Origin of the sequence: Telluribacter roseus (assembly GCF_017355915.2) — a bacterium.
Classification (GTDB): Bacteria; Bacteroidota; Bacteroidia; order Cytophagales; family Spirosomataceae; genus Telluribacter.
Map to the genome: position 1 here is coordinate 196176 of NZ_JAFEUV020000005.1, position 22618 is coordinate 218793.

The 22618-nt window shown below is 50.2% G+C and carries 18 protein-coding genes and 1 tRNA gene; 6 read left to right on the top strand and 13 right to left on the bottom strand.

Annotation, left to right across the window (positions count from 1 at the left end; all coding sequences use genetic code 11):
• Nucleotides 1-15: 15 nt before the first annotated feature.
• The gene (locus tag JTN23_RS11830; protein ID WP_247235037.1) at nt 16-1662 is read right to left on the bottom strand and encodes a T9SS type A sorting domain-containing protein; all 1647 of its coding nucleotides are present in this window, start codon (nt 1660-1662) and stop codon (nt 16-18) included.
• A gap of 104 nt (nt 1663-1766) precedes the next feature.
• Between JTN23_RS11830 and JTN23_RS11835 the strand changes: the two genes are divergently transcribed.
• The 3 genes from JTN23_RS11835 (at nt 1767) to JTN23_RS11845 (ending at nt 3711) form a co-directional block, all read left to right on the top strand.
• Entirely contained in the window at nt 1767-2216 is a 450-nt protein-coding gene (locus JTN23_RS11835; RefSeq protein ID WP_247235038.1) for a hypothetical protein, read from the top strand.
• An 86-nt stretch (nt 2217-2302) separates the two neighbouring features.
• Nucleotides 2303-3616, top strand: a complete 1314-nt coding sequence (locus tag JTN23_RS11840; protein WP_247235039.1) for an MFS transporter — start codon at nt 2303-2305, stop codon at nt 3614-3616.
• A gap of 20 nt (nt 3617-3636) precedes the next feature.
• Nucleotides 3637-3711, top strand: a tRNA-Val gene (locus JTN23_RS11845).
• Nucleotides 3712-3782: 71 nt separating this feature from the next.
• On the opposite strand, the gene JTN23_RS11850 is transcribed toward JTN23_RS11845, so the two are convergent.
• The 3 genes from JTN23_RS11850 to JTN23_RS11860 form a co-directional block, all read right to left on the bottom strand.
• A complete protein-coding gene (locus tag JTN23_RS11850) occupies nt 3783-4061 on the bottom strand; it encodes a hypothetical protein (RefSeq protein ID WP_247235040.1) in 279 nt (92 codons plus the stop codon).
• Nucleotides 4062-4176: 115 nt separating this feature from the next.
• Nucleotides 4177-4482 (bottom strand): hypothetical protein, encoded by a 306-nt coding sequence (locus JTN23_RS11855; RefSeq protein WP_247235041.1) that lies wholly within the window; start codon nt 4480-4482, stop codon nt 4177-4179.
• A gap of 87 nt (nt 4483-4569) precedes the next feature.
• Nucleotides 4570-4803 carry a hypothetical protein gene (locus tag JTN23_RS11860; RefSeq protein WP_247235042.1) on the bottom strand — a complete coding sequence of 78 codons (234 nt, stop codon included), beginning with the start codon at nt 4801-4803 and terminating at the stop codon, nt 4570-4572.
• Between the two features lie 257 nt (nt 4804-5060).
• On the opposite strand from JTN23_RS11860, the gene JTN23_RS11865 reads away from it, so the two are divergent.
• Together JTN23_RS11865 and JTN23_RS11870 are read left to right on the top strand one after the other, a co-directional pair.
• Nucleotides 5061-5402, top strand: a complete 342-nt coding sequence (locus JTN23_RS11865; protein WP_247235043.1) for a hypothetical protein — start codon at nt 5061-5063, stop codon at nt 5400-5402.
• A 144-nt stretch (nt 5403-5546) separates the two neighbouring features.
• On the top strand, nt 5547-6266 hold the full coding sequence (locus tag JTN23_RS11870; protein ID WP_247235044.1) for a hypothetical protein: 720 nt from the start codon (nt 5547-5549) through the stop codon (nt 6264-6266).
• Between the two features lie 11 nt (nt 6267-6277).
• On the opposite strand, the gene JTN23_RS11875 is transcribed toward JTN23_RS11870, so the two are convergent.
• From JTN23_RS11875 to rpe, 9 genes are all read right to left on the bottom strand, one after another.
• Nucleotides 6278-7339, bottom strand: a complete 1062-nt coding sequence (locus tag JTN23_RS11875) for a hypothetical protein (RefSeq protein ID WP_247235045.1) — start codon at nt 7337-7339, stop codon at nt 6278-6280.
• Nucleotides 7340-7344: 5 nt separating this feature from the next.
• On the bottom strand, nt 7345-10029 hold the full coding sequence (locus JTN23_RS11880) for a hypothetical protein (protein WP_247235046.1): 2685 nt from the start codon (nt 10027-10029) through the stop codon (nt 7345-7347).
• A 5-nt stretch (nt 10030-10034) separates the two neighbouring features.
• Nucleotides 10035-10784, bottom strand: coding sequence for a glycosyltransferase family 2 protein (locus JTN23_RS11885; RefSeq protein WP_247235047.1), 750 nt, complete (start codon nt 10782-10784; stop codon nt 10035-10037).
• A gap of 71 nt (nt 10785-10855) precedes the next feature.
• Nucleotides 10856-11980 carry an acyltransferase family protein gene (locus tag JTN23_RS11890; protein ID WP_247235048.1) on the bottom strand — a complete coding sequence of 375 codons (1125 nt, stop codon included), beginning with the start codon at nt 11978-11980 and terminating at the stop codon, nt 10856-10858.
• 8 nt (nt 11981-11988) lie between these two features.
• Complete coding sequence (locus tag JTN23_RS11895) at nt 11989-13683, bottom strand: hypothetical protein (RefSeq protein WP_247235049.1); 1695 nt, start codon at nt 13681-13683, stop codon at nt 11989-11991.
• A 493-nt stretch (nt 13684-14176) separates the two neighbouring features.
• Nucleotides 14177-15919: a glycosyltransferase family 39 protein gene (locus JTN23_RS11900; protein WP_247235050.1), complete on the bottom strand. Its 1743-nt coding sequence runs from the start codon at nt 15917-15919 to the stop codon at nt 14177-14179.
• A gap of 89 nt (nt 15920-16008) precedes the next feature.
• Nucleotides 16009-18087, bottom strand: coding sequence for an OmpA family protein (locus JTN23_RS11905; protein WP_247235051.1), 2079 nt, complete (start codon nt 18085-18087; stop codon nt 16009-16011).
• A gap of 98 nt (nt 18088-18185) precedes the next feature.
• Complete coding sequence (locus JTN23_RS11910) at nt 18186-19532, bottom strand: apiosidase-like domain-containing protein (RefSeq protein ID WP_247235052.1); 1347 nt, start codon at nt 19530-19532, stop codon at nt 18186-18188.
• A 159-nt stretch (nt 19533-19691) separates the two neighbouring features.
• On the bottom strand, nt 19692-20351 hold the full coding sequence (gene rpe / locus JTN23_RS11915; protein WP_247235053.1) for a ribulose-phosphate 3-epimerase: 660 nt from the start codon (nt 20349-20351) through the stop codon (nt 19692-19694).
• Between the two features lie 127 nt (nt 20352-20478).
• On the opposite strand from rpe, the gene ligA reads away from it, so the two are divergent.
• Complete coding sequence (gene ligA, locus JTN23_RS11920) at nt 20479-22566, top strand: NAD-dependent DNA ligase LigA (RefSeq protein WP_247235054.1); 2088 nt, start codon at nt 20479-20481, stop codon at nt 22564-22566.
• Nucleotides 22567-22618: the final 52 nt, after the last annotated feature.

Sequence of the window (22618 nt, forward strand, 5' to 3'; positions counted from 1 at the left end):
AAGTTATTGGAAATACTACTTGGCGATCACGAGCCGCCGGGTCAGGACTTTGTCCTTGCCCGCTATACGAGCTATGTACACACCGGGAGCCAGGCCAGGCAAGTTGAGCTCGTGGCGTGAGTCACCAGGATATACCTGGTACTTGTTTTCCAAAATAACTGTACCTCGTACGTCAGTCAGTGTGAAATCTACCTCCCCGCCGCCTACTCCCGTAAGGATCATGTAGGCTTGCTCGCTGGTCGGATTGGGATACAGTCGGGCATCGGCCAGGTAGGTTTCGTCGGAGGCGATAATATCGTTGAGGTCAAAGCTGCACAGGAATACCTCGCGGCCTTTGAGGGTGATAGTCCGGTACCAGTTGCGGTAGGCTACCGTTACCTCCGTTTCCTGGGTTTCGGTAGCGTAGGTATTCTGAGCGGCAATCAGGATGCGGTCACCCTTAACCACCCCCCGCCAGATCGGATTGCGGAGCTCCATGTGGTCCCGCGCCGACTGGGGGATCACCAGCTCGTAGTTGCCCTGAAACATATCGGCATGCTCCGAGAGCCGGTAAAGACCATAGATAAAGTGCTCGTAGGTGGAGTAGTTTTCCTGACGGTTGCGTTCGTATTGAAGACTTTCCCATAGCCACAATCCCTTAGCACCGGAGAAAAAAGGGAAAATAGCGGTGGCCTGAGCCATAAAATCAGGAATCTGATTGGCCTCTGGTGAGAAGCTGGTATGGTAGCGCAGCCACACAAAAGGTACAATGGGCTTGTCACTCCAGGCTCGGTTTACCTCCACCTGAAACAGCAGGTACGAGAGGTAGTCCTTACCCAGGGGATTGGTGTACGGATAGAAGTAGTAAGCGGAGGGAGTCAGCAGGTCCATTTGCTCATAGAACGGGCCGCCTACTCTTCCACTATTATCCTGCATCAGGTAGTGGGTACGCTGTGGATTGGTGGTCCAGTCCTGCCAGTTGTTGGCGGTGATGTTCAGCCAGGTACCCCGAACGGGTACATCACTGTAGCTGGTTATTTTAGTAGACGGGTCCAGGCCTTTGCTTTTGAGGTGGCGTACGGCTTCGCTATACCACCAGCGGATATCCTGCTTGTAGGTACTTAGGAACTCAGCATCCGGGAGGGAAAGAAACGGCTCAGGTACACGGCGATCCGTTTTAAGTCTGAGTATGTCCCGGTCCTCCTCCTGCATACGTTCCACATCCAGGCATATGATATCGGCCCTGGGTACCCCGGTACCTCGCGAATTGTCAAACTGGTTGGCCAGCATACCCAGGTAGTTGTTCCAGTAGTTTCGGTACAGAGTCGTATCGTTGCCCCAGGGGCTTTCCAATAGGTAGATGGACCAGGGCTGCTTGTTGTCAACGGTAGCTACCGAGTTCCACAGAATGGCCCGGTTCTGTACGGGCAGGGTACTCCCTTCGGCCCCGCTGAAGTGGGCCAGGTGGCTGAATCCGTGCCGTAGTGGTCGGGATTGTGTATCACCAAAGCGAGGACCTTCGTAGATGATGGTAAAGGGTACTTTGAACTCGGGAAACTTGGACCACTCAATGGTATTGCTGGTTTTGACGGGATCCAGTTTATAAGCGGGCTCGCAAAGCTGACACAGCGCTTGCTGATGCACGAGTAGTATGACCGTAAAAAGTAGAATTCGTTGGTACATTTTTTTAAAGTTCACCACTTAATAAGATTTGACCGCATTCATTCGTTACTTTTGCAAAAATCTTTAACATTGCCGGGAATCCCTAATAAAAACTGTCCGACTATATGAATCGTTTTCTGACTTATTTAACGGTTTTGGCTTTTGTAGGCCTTTTTGCCGCCTGCAATAACTCAAACCCGGAGCCTGTAAATCAGACGAAGGACAAAGTACTTGTCTCTAACCCATGGCGTTTGAAATCCGTTACAGACATAAACGGGAAGGCCATTCCGTCTAATCAACTGAATTTTGAGACTCAGGCTATCTATCTGTTTGATATCCAGTTTTTTGATAATAATGTGACCAAAGCCCTGGATCGCACTACCCGCCAGGTAGTGAACGGGGGAACCTGGTACCTCAAAGATGACTCACAGGTTCTGGACATAGAGGTAAGCCAGTTTAAGGGAGCTTTTGGAGTAGTGGAATTGTCCCGTGCCAAGATGACCCTGAAGAACCGCGTACCGGTCAGTGGCGTACAGCAGGATGCTCACCTGGTGTTTGAACCGGTGATCCAGTAAGAAATCAGCCAAAGAATAGTATTTGGAAACAGGAGCGGCAGGTAATACCTGCCGCTTTTTTTATATTGCGTCCAAATATTTCCCTCATGCAGAAAAATAATCCTCGCACCATCAATGCATGGTGTATGTACGACTGGGCCAACTCAGTTCACTCGCTGGTAATCGTTTCCAGTATATTTCCTGTGTACTTCAGCGCTACGGCCCGGAATGAGCAGGGAGGCGACACCATCCAGTTCTTAGGCTTCTCCATCAAGAGTTCCGTACTTTTTTCCTATTCGGTTTCCATTTCCTTTCTTCTGGTAGCTTTTCTAATACCGTTCTGCACGGCCATTGCCGACTATGCGGGCCGCAAGAAGCTGTTCATGAAGATATTCTGCTACACCGGAGCCGCCAGCTGTGCCTTTCTGTACTTCTTTACCCGCGACACCCTGACCATCTCGGTACTGGCCTTTATGCTGAGCCTGATCGGGTGGAGTGGGAGTATCGTGTTCTACAACTCATTTCTGCCGGAGATTGCTACCGAAGAGAACTTCGACCGCTTCAGCGCCCGGGGCTTTTCGATGGGGTACATTGGGAGTGTGCTGCTGATGGTATTTAACCTAACGATGATACTTTTCCCGGATATGTACGGCATTACCGACCCTTCCCTGCCGGCGCGTATCTCTTTCCTGACGGTGGGGGTATGGTGGATCCTCTTTGCGCAGATCCCGTTTCGGTACCTGCCCGACAATACCTACAATAAGAAAAGTGAGGGCAACTGGATATTCAACGGATTCAGGGAGCTGAAGAAAGTATTCGGGCAGGTACGTACCCAGGTCAACCTGACCCGTTTCCTGCTGGCTTTTTTTATCTACAATATGGGGGTACAGACGGTCATGTATGTAGCTACCATATTCGGTGCCAATGAGCTGAAGCTACCCGATCAGAGCCTGATCATGACGATACTCATCATTCAGTTGGTGGCTATCGCGGGTTCGTACCTGTTTGCTTACCTGTCGGGAAGGCTGGGTAATATTTACGCCCTGATGATCGGCGTGGCCGTCTGGATTGGGATCTGTACCGGTGCCTACTTCATTACTCAGGAAATGGAGTTTTTTATACTGGCCGGAGTAGTAGGCATGGTGATGGGAGGTATTCAGTCGCTGTCGCGGGCTACGTACTCCAAGCTCCTGCCCAGCGATACGCAGGACACCGCCTCTTATTTTAGCTTCTATGATGTCACCGAAAAAGTCTCCATAGTACTGGGTACACTGGTGTACGGTCTGGTTGAGCAGGTTACCGGTAGTATGCGTAACAGCGTGTTGGCTTTGCTGCTGATCTTTGTGGTAGGGCTGGTATTGCTTTCCCGTATACCATCACAAAAAGTATATCGCATCCGTTTGGACAGTACCGGAAATTAGTATATTTGCCAACCAAGCGCAGGATGTTAGCTCAGTTGGTTCAGAGCGCCGCCTTGACAGGGCGGAGGTCAGCGGTTCGAGCCCGCTACGTCCTACAGTATATGTCAAAGCCTCCAAATCCTTAGATTTGGAGGCTTTTTGCTTCTCATATTGTCGCTACTAATAATTACAACAGACCTGGACCTCCTCCGGTGCCGCCAGTGTATTCAGGTACTTGTTTTCCATATTCACGTACCAGCCATCCGTACACATAGTTACACTCTGCTTCATCAATAAATTTCCAGGTTGCAATCGGAAAATGGTCGAAGGTAGTATTGGCTGTCAGTGTCTTGTTGAAGAGGATACTGTGCGTGCCATCATTAGGGCTCACATAGAGGGTGATGGATTCAACCTGATCGAGATTGACCACAGGTGTCGCATCGTTGAGCTTTATAAAATTTGTCATGATTTGGTTTATTTAGTTTCTTCTTTGTATCAACATAAACACTGGTCCTGGTCAGTAATAAAGTAGGCAAGCCCCGAGACTATATTATGGAGAGCAGTCATTGTCAATTCTCTGACTAATGATTATGAGCTTGTCCTTTGAGTGGGTCAGGCGTGTGCAGCTTTTCAATAAATGTATCTATGGAACTTGGGTATGTGATACCATAGGTTTTAACCAGATCATCCAATAGCTTTTCGGCTTCTATTACTTCATTGAATTGCCACGAAGCAATAGGAGTTTGATGGATATGATCTCCTATCGGGATAAGCTTGATAAAGTGAATAGTACCGCCCCCACCTTCACCTTTCGAAAGATGGATAAAGTCTACCTGGTCGAGGTTTACAATATTACTCTGATGTTTGTGATGAACTAACTTTGCCATAGGGTCTTCTATTTTAGTGATTAAAAGTGTTGTGAACAATATGCGTCAGACAGGCTTACAGGGTACCTGAACTATTTATATTATAACCTACTTTGTAATATTCGGATCGTGCTCCGGCGCAATGGGCGGGAGTGGCTCCTCCGAAGACTGTAAGGTTGAGCTTTGGTGACAGTTGGGGCATTCCATGGCAGGTACTGCCTGATTGTAGAAATGATAATCATCCTTTCCCGGCTGGTTAGCTAGTACATGTCCGCAGTGCTCACACTCCGCATCATAGCGGAAGTCTTCTCCCTGCCAGTCGTATGTTTTTGTGATTTTCATGGATGTATATGTTTTTAGCCTCAAAGATACCGGGGCCTCTTGTACCTGTGTCTTTTATAAACTCCATAACCTTTGCCAGTGTTAGAAGCTTTTTGAATGCTACCCTCGTGAGGGGCATTTTCGGGAGCATCAAATGGTGTAAGATGTGGTACTTCGACTACCTTTGCCAGTAAATATACCGTTAGCTAATTGTATTGTACTTATAGTCAAACAAATAGTGTTATTGCTGGTTATACAGGTAAGATGCCAAGATAATCATGTTTGAAATGTACCGATTGGAATTAGAGCGCACTGGTGGGAAGATCATAGGTAGATGTGAAATAAACCACAACCTAATCGTGAGTAGGCCGAAAAAGACTCTTGATAAGGTCATTGATGAAATTAGGCATGTCGCTGAGTTACTGGATGTACCTGTTCATGAAGACCCGGTGTTTGAGGTGGTGTGGATAAAAGAGGAAGTAAAAACAAAGGGCTGCGCCGATGAAAAAGATAATTTCGGGTATATAAGCAGGGAGATGAACGAAATGGACTCTGATTGCCTGGAAATAACTTCACCCCAAGTACTCCCATGGCCGCATAATAGGAATAACGACAACTAATAGCAGCTATCCAGGTGATCTGAAGAGTATTTTCTTTAGGATTTAACCCTGCCTTCTTATATTGCTGCACTCCTTAGTGTATCTACTTTATAGGGAGCATAAAGTTACATTGGCTGATCCGACGTCAATCCACTTCGCATATTTATGAATAAAAACTATCTGGCAGTTGCTACCATGACCTGGGTACGGGATGCTCAGGAGGAGCAACTGATGCGGGAGGCTATGCAGCACCTGGCCGAACTGGACGTTCCGGTATATATTACTGACGGAGGCTCCGGGGAAGAGTTTCTCGCCTACTTGTCAGGTTTCTCCCACTTCACAGTACAGCGGGCCGACGAGCCTGGTGTATGGCCGCAGGTAAGGCAAAGCCTCAGTGCTATGGCAGACTCGGTACCATTTGTACTATATACTGAGCCCGATAAGGCCGAGTTTTTCTGTACTTCTTTACAGGATTTTATTGATAAGGCACCCGACTCGGATCAGGTGGGGGTAGTGCTGGCTAGTCGCTCGCAGGATGCTTTCGCTACTTTTCCGGCGTTTCAGCAGCATACCGAAACTACCATTAACCGCTGCTGCGCCGAGATTACAACCAAGCTCTTCGATTATACCTACGGGCCTTTCCTGTTCAACCGGAAGCTTGTACCGTACCTGGCCCCGCTGGAAAAAGAAATAGGCTGGGGGTGGCGTCCTTATGTGTTCTGTCTGGCCCACCGGCTGGGGTATGACGTGGAAAGCCAGGCCCTGGAAGTACCCTGTCCGGTAGATCAGCGTCAGGATGACCCTAAGGAGCGTATCTACCGGATGCGCCAGCTGAACCAGAATATCCAGGGTATAGTACTGGCGGCTACCGTACCTGTGGAGTAGCCTGACCTTACTTAGATACTTGTTATCTTGTTGGCAGGCCTGGGTGAGGCGGAAGGAGTATTGACCAGCTCCAGAATCAGCTTATTTACTTTTTCAAGCCATAGGTACTGCCCCTGGCAGGTCCAGTGTGAGTCGCCCACCAGGTACGACTTTTCTTTGATCTTTCTAAAATCTTCCAGTACATCCACGTAAGGGATCGGTAAGGCCGGATGGTTGTAGACCCGCTCGATCAGGCGGTTGTAGTTATAAAAATGGGGGATCAGTACGGAGCTCTTGTTGGGGATGATCGACAGTACTACGTGGTCAAAGCCCATGTCCTTAAAGTGGCGGGTACTTTCCGTAATGTTATGTACCAAAGTATCTACCTGGATGTTCCGGATGTGTGCGTAGGAAGATGTAATGCTGGTGGTATCGGTATCCAGGTAATAGACTACGTGCCTGCCATCTTCCGAGACGGTTACCTTATCATTGGCGCGGTCAAAAAAGCGGTAGTTAAAGCTCGCTTTGAGCTCTTTGAGAGCCAGGATAGGATCGTACTGAAAGAGCAGTAGTTCGAGCCGGTCTTCGGTCTGTACTGACGAAAACATATTGTCTATCTGGCCCATGAGCCGTGGGTCTTGTGGTACTACCTTGTAGGTAGCGCTGTCAGGTACCAGACTGGTGATCGGGGCTGTGGCCAGGTGTTCGCGGAAGTGCCGCTCTACCGACTCGAGCAGGAGTATATTGGTAGCCGTAGTATCCAGCTTTACATGCAGAATGTCGGCCCAGTGTACATACTGGTAGCTATCCACCGGGAAGTCCTGCTTACCGACCCGCTGCGCTTCGGTAAAGCTATCGCCAATGATGTACAAGTGAATCTTTTTGTCGGCAGGTTTGGTAGGTGGCGTATACTCCCGACAGTCCTGTCGCTGGTCCCTGAACTGCGGAAGGTTGGAGAGCCGGTACAGGTCGCCGTAGCGGTAGTCGTCGGGTAGTACCTCTACCTGGGCCAGCTGCTGCATAATGGTACGGCTGCATCCGGCTAGCCAGAAGAACCCGAATAAGGTAAGAACTAAATAGCGAAGAAATTTCATACTCTTTATCTAAGCTTTATAGACCAAGTCTGAATTTTGGTGCCCGAGCGGCTAAATACAAATAATTTATAAAAGGCTGGCTGGTACGTAATACCTACTGGCTGGTCGGATGGAATGGGCTTATCGCCCAGACGGCGCCCCGACAGGTCAAACACGGAGGTAAACCCGCCCGATTGAACAGATATAAAACGATTATCTACTCCAAAAAAGTGGTACTGAATGGCAGAGCCGCGTTGCAGGTTCTTTACCTCAAATAGTTCTTCCCCTTCTTTGTTAAGAATGGCCATCCGGGTATCCGAAGCGCGAATAATCAGCCAGTCCAGCGAGTTTTTGTCGAAGAGTAGCTTAAAACGGGTTGATGACTCGGGACGAAGTAACTGCTTTCGGGAAGTGATTTTACCCGCCATATCAATATAGATCAGCTCTCCGAGAGCACTTACTCCTACCAGTTCAGGCTGGTTGGTGGCCGGGTTTTGTGACCAGGCAAACGGACTTTCGGTACGCGTCAGGATATCGGCCGGGAAGCCCTGCTTCACCATGCCGTCTTCTTTAAAAAGGTAGATCTTGCCGTTGCGCTGCGTAACGATAAAGTGCTTGTTACCCAGCTGATTCAGGGCTACTACCGGGCTTTGAATATCTTCCAGTTTGATGAACCGATTGATCCGCCTGGGTGAGGTACCTGCCCGATCCCACACAAAAAGGTCCGAAGCAGGGGTCTTGAGCACGAAGCGACTACTGCCTTCGGTACCTCCATCCACCCGGTACAGGGCATTTATTGACTGCCCGTCAAGTAGTGTAGTGGACAAGGGCGTTACGATACCTTTTTCATCTTCATCAATGGCGTATACACGGTGCGGGGTAGCTATGATGCGCTGCTGACGCCCGATATTCAGGAAGTCAACCTTATAGGAAGTGGTCGACAGCGGGCCGTCCAGTCGGGTCAGGGGAATTACCTTACCTTCTTTAATGTCATTGATCTTGAACAGCGTATTCGTCTTGTCCGTAAGCAGGATTTCGGGGCTGCCGTCCTCGGGGTTCTGAAGGGTGGCTAGTTCCTGATCGTATAGTTGGGGCCACTGAATATCCGTATTCAGAAACGTACGGTTCAGTACCTTGCTGGGGGTACGTTGCTTTTTGGGGACCAGCGCCAGCTTGGGATACGCCTTGGAGCCGTCGAAGCGGCACTCGTACACCATGCTTTCCATCTTAAGAGAAAGGTCACTGTGCAACCCCGGGGCAGCGCTGGATACACCCGACTCTGCCTTCCTTACATTGACGACCAGTGCCAGCTGCGCTACCGACGACTGGTCGGTGAGCAGGCTGTCGTAGTCAGGAGACTGCTTCCAGGTGAGCTGGTTTTCGTAATCTACTATGTAGTTGCGGAGCGCCTGGCTATTGTTGCTGAGTACCAGGTACGGGGCCACGTAGGTAATGTAAGAACGGGCAAATCCGCTGAAAAGGGGACCATACAGGCCCGCCGGTAGTTCCGGTACAGCCACCGAGAAAAGGTCATACCCCTGAAATTGATCAAGTGATACTCCAGTCTCCGGGGTGGAGAGCCGGGCCAGCCGCGACAGCAGGGGCCGGATCTTATCGTAGTTGGATAGCTCCACCAGGAGTACCTTTCCGTCACTGATGCTGTTGCTTTCCTCCAGCTGGCAGAGGATCAACTCGGAGCCGGTGTTTTCGGTTAGTCGGTTACTCTCGCTGCCAATGTAGTAGTTCAGCTTGGCGCGTGCTTCTGACGTGTTGGTCTGGTTCCAGGCCAGGTACTTTTCCTTAAAAGCTTCCCGGTCTTTACTTGCGATCCGGTACAGGTAGGAGGTCTGCTGCGATATGTGTCCGTGGTGACTGAATGGCATCCCATCCTGCCCCGCAATCCAGGACGTCAGGTAGTTGTCTTCGGGATCACACCCCATCGACTCGAAGGCTATTACTTTGCTCTTCTCCGGCTGGATCAGGTGGTAGTCCTGCAGGCCGGGGAACAGCTTCGCAAACTCGATCAGATTGACCGGGTAGGCCGACTTGAGCAGCAGATTCTGCCAGGCTCCTTTTTTGACGTACAGGCTAAACCCATAGTCGGCGTCATTGGCGTACTCAAACTGCGACTGCAGCAGAAACCCCTGCAGCTTGGATGACGACTTACGGATTACATCTTCAATAAGGTCACCGTACCGGCTAATGATCAGGTAGTCGTCCTTGACCAGGTAAGAAAACAGGTTGCGTGAACGGGTATCGTTGATATCCGTGATCTCCTGGTTCTGAAACGTATGGTGCAGTACCCTGATATCCGAGCGCCGCGGTGAGGCCAGCCACTGCCTTTCCTGGTCGTTGGCAATAGGGATGTACATAATAATACCAGCTCCCGCCCCCGAACGAGGGTGGTAGGAGTAGGTAATAGTTTTATTGTGAAGAAATACCGCTACCTGGGACGCATCGGGCGTAAACCAGTTAAGTACCCCCAGGTTTTCGCTGGCGGCATCTATAATGGGCAGGTTCTTCAGGTTGATCTGAGCGTCGGTGGCTACATATACCGAGTCCTGCAGCTTGTTACTGCTGATAACGGCTAACGTATTGGAAGGAATCAACGTCCAGGCGGCTTCGGAGCGCCCCCAGCCTCTGAACCCAAGATAGCCGGCCACGGCCAGTACCAGTACAATCAGTAAGGCTAACGTATATTTCCTCCGCACAGTTATCAGGTAGTTGATCGAATCGCTCTCACTTTATCATTCAGGTCCATACGGAAACGCAGCAACTCGTTAAAGGAGCGGATACACACCTTCCACAGGTTCCACTTCACGATGGATACGGTACCAGTTGCGCGGTCTTTGTGCGTAATGGGTATATTGAATACTTCCTGTCCGGCTTTCTTGGCCATAACCGCCAGGAAGATATTAGGGGCAAATGGCTCCGGATCGGGTAGCTGCGCCATGAGCTTACGCAGGAACGAACCCTTGATCAGACGGAATGGAATATTACTGTCCAAGATATACGTTCCGTACACCGCTGAAATGGTACCCCGAAGTACTTTGGTGATAAAAAGGCGTACCGACGCATCGTGGCGTACTTCGCGGTAACCCAGGATAAATTCGGACTGGTTGCGCTTAGCCCAGAGCTTGTCAAAATCGCCCGTCTCAAACTGGTCATCACTATCGGTCTGGAATACATACTCCGAATTGAGCTCAAGGGATTTGCGGTACCCGTTTACTACGGCATTACCATGGCCTCCGTTTTTCTGGTGTACTACGGTCAGAAGTGGATTGTTTACCTTTATCTTATCCAGCAGTTCTCCGGTCTTGTCTTTGGAGCCATCGTTGATAACGATAAGGGTAGTTTTATCATTAGGGAATCTATTTCTTAGGAAATCAGTCCAGTTTTCCACCACTTTTTCGATACAATCCTGTTCGTTGTAGGCGGGCATTACAATGCTCAGTAAATAAGCCATTAATGTGAAGTTTGTTTGAGTTGTTCAAAATTAAGTAAATAGCGCATAACAGCACCTATTGTATCTATATTTTAGTACGCATAACGATCCTTAAGGTTATTTATGGGCTTTTCGATAAAGTGCCATGATAGTGACGCCACTAAGGTTGTCAGTGCAAAAAACAGTACAAGTTCAAATACCATATTACCATTCAGCGCCGGCAGGTACTGGTATATTTTATTCAACAGGCGGATCGTAGGATGATTAGGCGAGCTATGGAAGTGGTTGTACACGAAGTTGTGGTATACGTACAGACCATAGCTGATCTTGCCCAGGTAGTTGCTGACCGGATTTTCCAGAAACCACCTCATACCTCCTTCGAAACCCAGTACTGACTTGCCAATCAGGAAAAAACAAAAGATTGAGCCGAAAAAGCGCTCCCATACATCATTGGCTACATTGTGAATCGTACGCGGGTCATTGATATCCGCGTTGGTCTTGGACCAGGTTACTACCAATACCCAAGAAGCCAAACCCAACCAGATCCAGATTGTTTTGCTAAATACCTTTTTAAACGTTTCGACGCGGTAGAGCTGTAGCCAGGCCATAAAGCCTCCCATGGCAAACGAGTCCAGACAGGTAGGCATGGATACGTAGTTAACGACCCACTCGTAGCCCTGGTAGTAAAAGTAAGCACGCAGTGCCACGCTGAGTACCGTCATGAAGATCAGGAAGGGCACCAGCCACTTGCGGGGCAGGAAGAAGATCACGAACGGGAAGAAAATGTAAAACTGCTCTTCCACGGCCAGCGACCAGAAATGATCAATTACCCCCAACCAGCGCTGGTTGACGGCCACATAGATATTGGTTGCGTACAGGACACACCACCAGATTGTTTCGCGGACGGGCGGTACGTTGAGTACGTACAGAACAAAGATCGACAGGTAGTATACCGGAAAGATCCGGAGGGTACGCCGGATGAAGAACTTCCTAAGGTAACTACCCAGACCTCCTTCCTTACCGGCCGTTTTTTCCTTACTGACCAGCAGGATCCGGGTGATCAGAAAGCCGCTCAATACAAAGAAGAGGGTAACTCCGAGCGGCCCCAGGGGAATCTTGTTGATGGCAGCCAGCCAGTGATCCACCAATACGAGGGCAACTGCTACGAATCGGAGTCCGTCTAATTGAATAAGATAACCATTTGAAACTGTACGCATATCAGGACTTACCAATTCTTTCGGATAATTTCTTGTTCTACTGCTTTTGTTGTTATTGAATCTTTGCCAAAATAGATTCCTACCCGTTCCCCCTGCTGTCTAACCAATCCCACTGCGTACCGTCCTGCCTCAATTTCACCAAAGGGAATATCTACACCAAAGCCGGATGCAAAGTAATGCTGTTTCAAAAATAGCTGCTTCCGGTTGGTATTTCGGGTTCTGTAGGCGGGGTAAAGATAATACCGGTTTTTGGAGCTGAGAAGAATATATACGCCACTATCCTGTAACAGCTGACTTGTATACTGCTCATTCCTGACCTGAATGGCATCGTTAGTGGGTTGTATGGTGGTCTGGTTGTACAACTCTACCAAGCCTCGGGTAGTACCGGCAAATTGCTGCCGCGACGCTACCGGAACCATGTGCAGCCACTTCTCATAAAATACCGGTGTGTCTGCTACCAGATTAGCCACAAATGAGGTGTCCTTATCCGGCCGCAGATTTTTGGTTAAGATTGTATTATTAAACTGCATCGTAACCAATTGCTTTCTCAGGTTAAAAGCATCTACCAGATGGTAGTGGTAGCTGAATATATTGTACAGTACCGTCAGGAATACGATACCCGATACGTAAGGCGAAAGGAAGCTTCCCCGAATCGGGATGACTACGTAAAGGTACCCAATGATCAGCAGCAGGAACGAATAGATCTTGTACCGGCTCGTGATCAGTGGACCAACCCCCAGGTCAGCACGGGAGTATACTACGATGGCAGCAGTACCTAGGATGAACAGTAGCGTACCCAGGCAGATAAGATCTGTTGTACGGGCAGCCTGGTACTCGTAATGCCCCAGCAGGATCCGGAAGAGGTTGGTGGAGATGATCGAAACAGCCACCAGAAACAGTACCACGCCCATGATGATGCAGATCTGCAGGTGATCCTGGACCGGAAACGCCTCCGCAAACGAACCCAGGAACGCCATGTACCCTTTCACCATATCCAGCAAACTGGCGTGGTGGGTAGTGTTGGAGTCGGGAGTAGTGTACGTATGGAAGTACAGGTAGGCATACACTCCGCTCATGACCAGCCAGATGCCAAACCGGCTGCCCTTCTTAGCCAGGAACAGAATCACGGCTCCGATTGGCAGTACCAGTAAACCGTTGCCACTGGTAACGACGGTAACGCCCAGCAGGATGATCGACACGATAAAGTACCCAAACTGAGGAGCTACGCTCAGATAAAGTACCCAAAGTACCAGCACCACCACCCCGAAGTTCTGGATAGCGGCCATGCCCCAGTACATGTTCTCCCAGGAGGCCAGGGTGAGCCAGATAAACGGAATGGGCAGTAGAGTATAAAAAGGCTTATTGTTGGCACGCAGGATCAGCCAGCACAGCAGGATTACGCCCAGCAGCATGATGTTTCCGACCAGCATCAGGTGCACGTAGTTGAGCGCTCCGAAGATCTGGAAGTCGACCAGTGCCACCAGCCGGGTCAGCATGATGCGGTGCTCGTTGTGCTGCTTGGCCAGGGCCGCCCAGCGCTCGCTCCAGGTAGTAGCCTGTGAATATTTTAGTAGAAATTCCTTGAGGGTATGATCATCCCACTTCGGAATGTTAACGGCGTAAAAGTCGAATACCCAGAAGTAGACAAAGATGGGTACCAGAATGGCTAAAAAAACAAATATATGTAGAGCCTTACGAGGCATACGTGGTTTCAGTGATCGTTAGAATAGAGGCAGTATTGAATAATAACCTGTCTTATATAGTAGGACTAAAGATGGATCAGAACCAGCTACAGTCCGCTGTACCAGGAGAGGTCTGGATGTATCATGGGGTATACGAGTGGCGTATTCAGGAGGATACATACAGGTTAGCCCAGAAAAACTACGACTTTATGAAAGAATGCGATGGCAGGTGTGAGCAGTACGTTCAGCTTGATTTCTTTCCGAGAGTATGGTAGTGTATTCGCTACTGTGGACATCATAGGTAGTTTACTATTGTGGTAGTAGGGTGGAATAAGGATTCCATAGTGCTCAACTCCAAAAATGGGGAAGTTGTTGCCAAAATCTTTCAGCGACTTCCTATTTCGTTGATTGAACTTTTTCAGGAATCATCGCAAAGGAAGCAAGAATTTATTAAAATACCTTACGAACCACCGGCCGTCTTACCGACCGGTAATTCGTATAGGTTATATACAGGTCAGTACCGGTAGGTTAACCCCTTGAAATCAAAGATCAGGGTACGGCTGCCATTCTTATGTTTGATGAACACCTTATCCGGCTCGTCCATATCAATCCGCTGGATGATCCGGGCGTCTTTAGGCAGGTACAGATTAATGTACTGCGCATCCGTAATACCCTTCGTACGCTCTTCTCCCACGACTCCCGAGTACAGACTGCTGTTCTGGGAAGGTATTAGTACCGTATCTCCTTCGCTGTATAATTTTGTGATTCGGTCAGCCGTCAGGTGGTAAGGGTTAGGCATACGTGGCTTGCCGAAGTAGGTGTACTTGGGTGATGTATCCCGCACGATGTTCACGTTGGTCCGTAGCAGGTGGTACCCTTGCAGCAGCAGGAAGCAGACCGTCAGTACCTGTACCACCATACCTTTTCGGAAGGCCTCCCGCAGACCAATGGCATAGATAATAATCACAAACGGAATACTCATACCGATGTACCGCTGCGACAGACTGGTAGTATGTCCTGATTTAAGTGCGTCAAAAATAATGTAGGCCATTGGGAGTATGTACATCAGCACGGCTAGCATCACCATCTTTAGAGCACTGCTTTCCAGATTGTGGTAGCGATCTTTCAACCAGCGTATAAAGAGTAGCAGGATATAGTACGAAAACAGGACCAGGAACAGATCCAGCTTGGAGCCGGTGTACAGAAAGAACATAGCCACCGCCGGCACAAGCGCCCCCAGCGCATGGATCAGTCGGGCGTTTTTGATCCGGTTGGCAATGAAGAGGATCAGACCAAAGAGCAGCAGCGAGACAAAGAAATTCCGGATGCCCATGACCGAGTTGTACAGGCCGTTGGACAGAGAGTTCATGTCGTAGAAAATATCTACTACCTTGGTCGACACACTCTTGAAGTTGATCGGATCTACGATGCCACGGAGGGGGTTCTGGTCCTGGGGCATGTGAGCTATCTTGTAGTGCAGCGCGTTTTTATCCTCCAGGAATTTCAGTGAATATTGTCCTCCGCCAGCAGTCAGCCACCAGATCAGTACGCCACCACTTACCACACCGGCAATGCTCATCAGTATCCAGTTACGTGCTCCCCGCTCGTACATCAGACAGATCAGCGCGTGCGAAACCAGGATCAGGAAGTTGAGGTAATGGTTGAGCAGCGACATGGACGCCAGTAGTGTATATACGACCAGGTACAGTACCTTGCGGTTGTTGCGCTGCTCTTTAAGCAGTAGCAAAAAGATGTAGGAAGCAGCCACTACCAGAAAAAACGAAAGGGTGTAGCTGCGGGCCATGTGGCTTTGGGCTACGTTGAGCGGCTCTACCGCCAGTAACAGGGCCGCAAACAGAGCGACTGTGTTGGAACGCAGGAAATGCCTGACCATCATAAACAGGAGCACGATGGTCAAAGTATTGATCAGAGCACTGAGCAGACGAACGTAAAAGTCTGACAGCCCGAACACCTTGATCCACTGGTGAAGGAGCAGGTTGTAGACAATATGAGTACCGAAGTCGGAACGGGCTACCGCGCCAAAGAAGTCTTCGAGCTTTTTGGGTTTCCAGAAGTCCTGCGGGGTAAAGTAGGTATTGTTGAGTATTTCGGGCTGATTTGCTCCGCCTACACTGACTCCCTGAGCATTCAATAAAGTGAATTTTTCGTCGACGTAGGGGGCATAGTCTCCCAGATTATACACGCGCAGCAGCAGACCCAGGGCCACGATAAGGCACAAGGCAAGGTAACGTTTCATCAAGTCAGGTTTCTTTATATAATAAAAACACTTGTGGGGGTAAAGGTAGCAGGCAATCGCTAAACTTCACTTTATTTCGCCCACCAATGCTATATTTTCAGGATCGTGAACTCCACCCGGCGGTTCCACTGGCGGGTTTGTTCGGTCAGGTTACTGGCAATGGGCTTGGCCGGCCCCCAGGCTTTGGTCTGAATGCGGCTATGGTCAATGCCATGCTTAATCAGGTACTTCTTCACCTCAATAACCCGATCCTCCGACAGCTTAACATTCTTCTGCCAGTCACCCTGGTTGTCGGTATGTCCTTCCAGCATGATTTCCATGGTGGCGTACTGCTTCATCATGGTCACGATCCTGTCCAGTTCGGGGTAGGAGGAGTTGACCACATCGGCACTGCTCTGGGCAAACATGATCTGGTTCAGGCGGATACGCTGTCCTTCCTTGATCGGGATAAGCGCCAGGTTCTTGCGGATAGTACGGAAGTTGGTCTCCCGGGAAAGATCAATTTCTTCGGTGACCGGGAAGAAGCCCTCGCGGCTGGCGGTGATCCGGTAGGTTTCCTTCAGGGGGAGTATCAGTTTAAATTCTCCCGTTTCCGGTTCAAAAAGGATCTTGCTGATCTCCTCGTTGGTACTCTTGATATCCGTGACGATCTGTGAACTCACCATGAAGTTGGTTTCGGAATCTATCACGTTTCCAGATACGATGGCTACCGGCTCCGGCTTGATCTCGGGGTATAACCGTATGCGGAAAATATCTTCTTCGCCCAGTGAATTTTCCATCGAGCTGAAATAGGCATAGTCGCCGGCGGCCGGAATGTTGAAGTACCCGTCCCACTGGGGCGTATTGATGGCAGGTCCCAGATTTTCGGGCTCTGACCAGTTGGTCCAGGTATCATCCAGGCGGCGTGAAACAAATATGTCGCCATTGCCATACCCACTTTGCCCGGCGGAGGTAAAGTACAGGGACTTGTTGTCGGAGGCGATGAAAGGGGAGCCCTCGTAATCGGCTGTATTGATCACTTTACCCATGTTTTTGGGTTCCGACCAGGTATCGTCCGGCCGCAGAAACGAAACGTACAGGTCTTTGTTACCTTCGGTATCGCGCCGCTGAACGGATAGTAGCATCACGTTACCCTTGGGCGAGAAGGCAAACTCCGTGAAGTTCTGTTTATGTTCATTGTAGTGATTCATGATCCGGCATTCTTTCGGGAAGCTCCACCCATCGCGGATGCGGTGCGATTTGGATAAACCCGTTACCATTGTACCATCCGGACGGTACACATTAATGAGGTACAGCGTCTTGCCGTCAGGCGAAATGCCCGTAATGGCATTATCACCCGCGTTGTTGATCGGAGCATTCATATTGACAGCTTCGCCCCAGTTGTTAGTATTGTCCAGGGTAGATACCCACACGTCCTGCTTAGTGGCCGAGCCAATGTTGGTAGGGTACTTACTTCGGGTAAAATAGAGCGTCTTGCCATCGGGTGAGATCACCGGTGCTACTTCCTGCCCTTTGCTGTTGATGGTCTTGCCCAGGTTTTCCTTGACCAGTTCTTTGGGAGCTTCGGGTGATACGCGTATGGTAGCCTTGATAGGGGCAACGTCATCGGAGATGCCAATGGCATCAATCTGATTGTATCCACTCACGCGGCTGGGCAGAAGTACTACCTTAATGGCATTGGCAGAAAAGATACTATCCTTCGGGAAGATGTTTAGCATCCGGCCTACTTCTCTGGCCGGGGCAGAGGCATTACCCCGGCCTCCTTCCTTGGTGGGAGGGGCAGGAGGTGTGTATTGATAGATCAGTACCTCCTTGGCGGAGGCATCAAAGGCGTATACTCTGCTGATGGCACCCTGGTTGAAGTTTTCGGCAATTGCTACCTGACGCAGCGGAATGGCTTTATCAAAGCCTACCTTGATCCACTCTTCGGCGGTTCCGTTGGGCAGTGATGGAGCCCAGGCGCAGGGGCTGTCCCCCACATCGGGCAGCTTATTGGGCTTACCCAGGATCTGAGAGGCCCGGTACTCCTGACCGTACGAGCCCGGCCGGTACTCTGAGGAGTACCCCAGTACCTTACTGGCCCACAGTACCTGCTGAGCCATTGCCTTGCTCTGAAGCGCTACTAACAGAATAATAAGCTTTGTAAACCTCTGTATGTATCCGATCATTCCTTTTGAAACGTTACAAAAAGCTGTATTCTGAATCAACATTTCCATTAAAACGAAACCGTGTACAGGTACTGTACAAACAAATCTGATGGCTGTATTTACTTGGGTGCGTTCCCAATTAATAGTATCCAGTCCCACTCGGGTTGCTCAGCCGGAGGGGCTATTTTCTGATTGGTACCGGTGGGGTAGTGGCCACCCAGCCACCTTTTGCCGGTGCGGGGGCTATACCATACCGCCCGAAAGTACTCCCCTTCCAGTTGGGTCAGGTCTACTTCCAGTTCCCTCGAAGCCGGGATGTACATGACCGCCATACGATGATTGGGCAGGTAGTTGCAAGTAATGTAACTCGAGTCGCCCCATACTGTTTGTCCATTCACCAAAAAGGAAAGGCTGGTATCGGCCTTCATCAGGTACCAGGGAAACCCTTTGACAATGGTTGTTATGCGGGTCATATTCGTGACGCCTTCTTCCTTCAGCCGGTTTTTCCAGTTTCGGGGAAAGTTACTGACCTGACTGCGGTAGCAGTAGCCCATTCCTCCCTCCATCAGCGACCAGTACGCCTGCTGACGCGATAGCACCCTAGGTGCCACGGCCGACGTATCGGTGGAAAGTTCGGCCATTACAAATGGCTTCCGGTCGGCTTTCAAACTTTCATGTCGGGCTACAAGGTAGCTATACGGTACCTCCGTACTGGGTACTTCCGTACTGGGTACCTCCGGACGGATTGCGGTTCCCTTCTGACTGGCGAAATACGAATTAATCAAGCCAAAATCAAGCCAAGTTTGATCAGCGGTTACTTCGCCCGTACCACCCGTAATGGTGGGCATTGTGGCAGCTACAAGATGCCGGGGAGCTAGTTTTTTGAGGGCTAGTGCAAACTCCCGGTTGTTCCGGTTCCGGCTGTTTTCATCCACAATCCAGACTACATTGGTCGAGGTGGCAAAGCGCTTACCCAGATACTCACCGAGCTTCTGGTAGGCGGAGGGGGCTGATGTGGATGAACTACCCTCAGGCCAGTTTACAACCAGCCCGACCAGAATGTTCCGGCTGAGAGCCGCCTGCACTACCTTATAGATGTAGTCGTAGTAGGCCGGATTGGGCTTCGAGAGATCATTGGTCAGGAAGGGGGCCTTGCCGTTTTTGAGGGTACCAACTGCCTGGTCAGGAAGAAGGTTAAGAAGTACTGTATTAAACGACTGACTCTTCCGGGTATCCAGGTAGGTGATGGTTTCGTCGTAGGATAGTTTGCTGAGCAGGGGCAGACATACGTCACCCATCAGCAAAAAAGCACGATTGGTTTTATCCACCAGATAGGTATGGCTGGCGGCTACTTTCAGGGGAAACTGGTAAGGCGCGGGAGCTTCGGTATTGGCTCCAATTACACTACTACATACTACAATCACTAACAAAAGCCCGGCTATCAAAGATCTGATTGACTCTTTCATAGGGTATCGCAGGGCTTTGTCAGGTAGGGTAGGTGAAGGTTTGAATAGTGAGTAAGTAAAGCAGGTGCCAGTACCTGGTACCGACAGGATTGACTATTTATTTTCATAGCTGTAAATATTGAGAGTAAGGGTTGATTACAAGGCAATAGGTTGGCCGGACTAGGCTACCCGGGTAGCCTGCTTCAGCTCGGCAATGGTAGCCAGCGGTTCTTCGGCATTGAATACAAAGCTACCGGCTACCAGTACATCCGTACCGACCTGTGATAGCCTAGCGGCATTCTGGGTACTCACACCTCCGTCTACTTCGATCATAAAGTCCAGACCCTGTTCTTTACGCATCTGGTCCAGCTTCGCGATCTTGCGGTAGGTGTTTTCGATGAACTTCTGCCCTCCGAAGCCGGGATTGACGGACATGATCAGTACCAGCGACAGGTCCGGCAGGATGTCCGTAAGCAGCTCCACGGGCGTGTGCGGATTAAGAGCTACGCCCGGCAGGGCGCCCAGTTCTTTAATGTGCTGTACGGTACGGTGCAGGTGCGTGCAGGCTTCGTAGTGGACCGTGATGATGTGTGCGCCGGCTTTCCGGAATGCTTCCAGGTAGCGATCCGGCTCCACGATCATCAGGTGTACGTCCAGGGGCTTCTGGGCATGTTTGTGGGCGGCTTCGCAGACAGGGATGCCAAAGGAGATGTTGGGAACGAACATACCGTCCATGATATCCACATGGATGTAATCGGCTTCACTCCTGTTGATCATCTCGATATCCCGCTGAAGATTGGCAAAGTCGGCGGCCAGTATGGAAGGGGCTATTGAAGACATTGGTTGATGAATAATATCTGTATTTTTGGGCCAAATTAGTTAATTATCGAACGAATTAGGCACTCTTTTAGTCTATATGCCTTATTCGTCTGCGGTAAGCGTTTGATATTCAATAGCCTTTACTCCTATGACTCCTGAGCAACAAATTAACGAACTGGTCGAAAAGCTGAATTATTACAACCACCGGTACTACCAGGACAGTGTCTCCGAAATAACCGACCAGGAATTTGATGAGTTGCTCCACGAACTGATCCTGCTGGAAAAGGCCCACCCCGAACTTAAGCGGGATGATTCGCCCACGCAGCGGATAGGAGGTACCATCAGTAAGGTATTCCCGACGGTGTACCACCGCTTTCCGATGCAGTCGCTGGACAATACCTATAGTGAGCAGGAGCTACGTGATTTTGATGATCGGGTACGCCGCGGACTGGGTGGCGAATCCTATGAGTATATATGTGAACTCAAGTTTGATGGTATCTCCCTTAGCTTTACCTACGAGAACGGGGTACTGCAGCGGGGCGTCACGCGCGGCGACGGTACCCGTGGCGACGACATCACCCATAACATAAAGACCATCCGCTCACTGCCGCTGCGCATTAAGTCGGATCAGGTACCTCCCTTGTTTGAGATACGGGGCGAGGGCTTTATGCCGTACAGCTCCTTTGAGAAGCTCAATGCGGACCTAGAGGCCGCCGGTGAGCAGCCCTTTGCCAATCCGCGCAATGCGGCCTCGGGCTCTTTCAAATTACAGGATTCCAGCGAAACGGCCCGCCGCGCACTCGACTGCTACATTTACTCCTTCCTGAGTGACGAGGGCATATTCGAATCCCATGAAGATAGCCTGCTGGGGCTGAAAGAGTGGGGCTTCAATGTGTCACCCGGCTGGCGCAAGTGTCAGAACATCGAAGAGGTACTTCACTATATCCACGAGTGGGAGGAGAAGCGCTTCCAACTGCCGCTGGCTACGGATGGTATCGTGATCAAGTTGAACTCGTACGCCCAGCACCGAGAGTTAGGTAGTACCGCCAAGAGCCCCCGCTGGGCTATAGCCTTTAAGTACAAGGCAGAGAACAAACCGGCCGTACTACGGAGCGTAGCCTTCCAGGTTGGCCGTACGGGAGCTGTGACGCCGGTGGCGAACCTATCGTCGGAAGCCGAGCGCGACAAGCCCTACGACAAGGTACGGGGGGTACACCTGTCGGGTACTTACGTCAAACGCGCGACGCTGCACAACGCCAACGAACTCGAGCGCCTGGACCTGCACATTGGCGATACGGTATTTGTGGAGAAGAGCGGGGAAATTATCCCGAAGATCACCGGTGTAGACACCACCAAGCGGGGCCTGTTCAGTACCGAGCCTATACATTTCCCTACTCACTGTCCCGAATGTGGGACTGAGTTGATTCGCAGAGAGGGCGAAGCGGCGCACTATTGTCCCAACGATAAGATATGTCCGCCGCAGCTTAAGGGCAAGATCGAGCACTTTATCCACCGTAAGGCCATGAATATCGAGAGCCTGGGTGAAGGCAAGATCGAGCTGCTGTTTGATAAAGATCTGCTGCGCTCCCCAGCCGACCTGTACGACCTGACCTATGACAGCCTGCTGGGCCTGGAGAAGGTTATCGAGAACGAAGAAACCGGCAAGACCAAGAAGATAAGCTTCCGCGAGAAGACGGTAGAGAATATCCTGAAAGGGATCGAAAATTCCAGGTCGGCACCCTTCAAGAACCTGGTGTTCGCGCTGGGTATCCGGTACGTAGGGGCTACGGTAGCCGAGAAACTAGCCAACTACTTCCGAACCATGGATGCTCTGGAAAGGGCTACCTACGAGCAGCTCCTGGCAGTACCCGAAATCGGTGACCGCATTGCCCGTACGGTAGTGGAGTACTTTGCGGACGAAGACAACCGGGAATTTATCGAAAGGCTCCGAAAAGCGGGGCTTACCCTGCAGACGGACGACCAGCCGGTAGAGGTGGAGAGTAATTTACTGGAAGGAAAAACTTTTGTCATTTCCGGGGTATTTCAGCATTTTGAACGGGATGACCTCAAGCAAAAGATAGAAGCTAACGGTGGTAAAGTGCTGAGCGGCGTTTCGGGTAAGCTGAATTTCCTCCTGGCCGGAGACAATATGGGGCCTTCCAAACTCGAAAAAGCCCGTAAGCTGGGAGTGACCATACTGTCTGAAGAAGAATTCCTGCGAATGTTGGAAATCTAAAAGAGAATGTTCGGCAAGCTCTTTACCTTTGCATTCCATTGTGAACCTTATA

Coding starts and splice junctions, on each gene's coding strand:
- JTN23_RS11850 (WP_247235040.1), bottom strand. CDS start 4,061: ATGACAAATTTTATAAAGCTCAACGATGCGACACCTGTGGTCAATCTC.
- JTN23_RS11905 (WP_247235051.1), bottom strand. CDS start 18,087: ATGATCGGATACATACAGAGGTTTACAAAGCTTATTATTCTGTTAGTA.
- JTN23_RS11875 (WP_247235045.1), bottom strand. CDS start 7,339: ATGAAATTTCTTCGCTATTTAGTTCTTACCTTATTCGGGTTCTTCTGG.
- JTN23_RS11885 (WP_247235047.1), bottom strand. CDS start 10,784: ATGGCTTATTTACTGAGCATTGTAATGCCCGCCTACAACGAACAGGAT.
- JTN23_RS11835 (WP_247235038.1), top strand. CDS start 1,767: ATGAATCGTTTTCTGACTTATTTAACGGTTTTGGCTTTTGTAGGCCTT.
- JTN23_RS11860 (WP_247235042.1), bottom strand. CDS start 4,803: ATGAAAATCACAAAAACATACGACTGGCAGGGAGAAGACTTCCGCTAT.
- JTN23_RS11895 (WP_247235049.1), bottom strand. CDS start 13,683: ATGCCTCGTAAGGCTCTACATATATTTGTTTTTTTAGCCATTCTGGTA.
- JTN23_RS11870 (WP_247235044.1), top strand. CDS start 5,547: ATGAATAAAAACTATCTGGCAGTTGCTACCATGACCTGGGTACGGGAT.
- JTN23_RS11855 (WP_247235041.1), bottom strand. CDS start 4,482: ATGGCAAAGTTAGTTCATCACAAACATCAGAGTAATATTGTAAACCTC.
- JTN23_RS11840 (WP_247235039.1), top strand. CDS start 2,303: ATGCAGAAAAATAATCCTCGCACCATCAATGCATGGTGTATGTACGAC.
- JTN23_RS11830 (WP_247235037.1), bottom strand. CDS start 1,662: ATGTACCAACGAATTCTACTTTTTACGGTCATACTACTCGTGCATCAG.
- JTN23_RS11890 (WP_247235048.1), bottom strand. CDS start 11,980: ATGCGTACAGTTTCAAATGGTTATCTTATTCAATTAGACGGACTCCGA.
- JTN23_RS11910 (WP_247235052.1), bottom strand. CDS start 19,532: ATGAAAGAGTCAATCAGATCTTTGATAGCCGGGCTTTTGTTAGTGATT.
- rpe (WP_247235053.1), bottom strand. CDS start 20,351: ATGTCTTCAATAGCCCCTTCCATACTGGCCGCCGACTTTGCCAATCTT.
- ligA (WP_247235054.1), top strand. CDS start 20,479: ATGACTCCTGAGCAACAAATTAACGAACTGGTCGAAAAGCTGAATTAT.
- JTN23_RS11865 (WP_247235043.1), top strand. CDS start 5,061: ATGTTTGAAATGTACCGATTGGAATTAGAGCGCACTGGTGGGAAGATC.
- JTN23_RS11900 (WP_247235050.1), bottom strand. CDS start 15,919: ATGAAACGTTACCTTGCCTTGTGCCTTATCGTGGCCCTGGGTCTGCTG.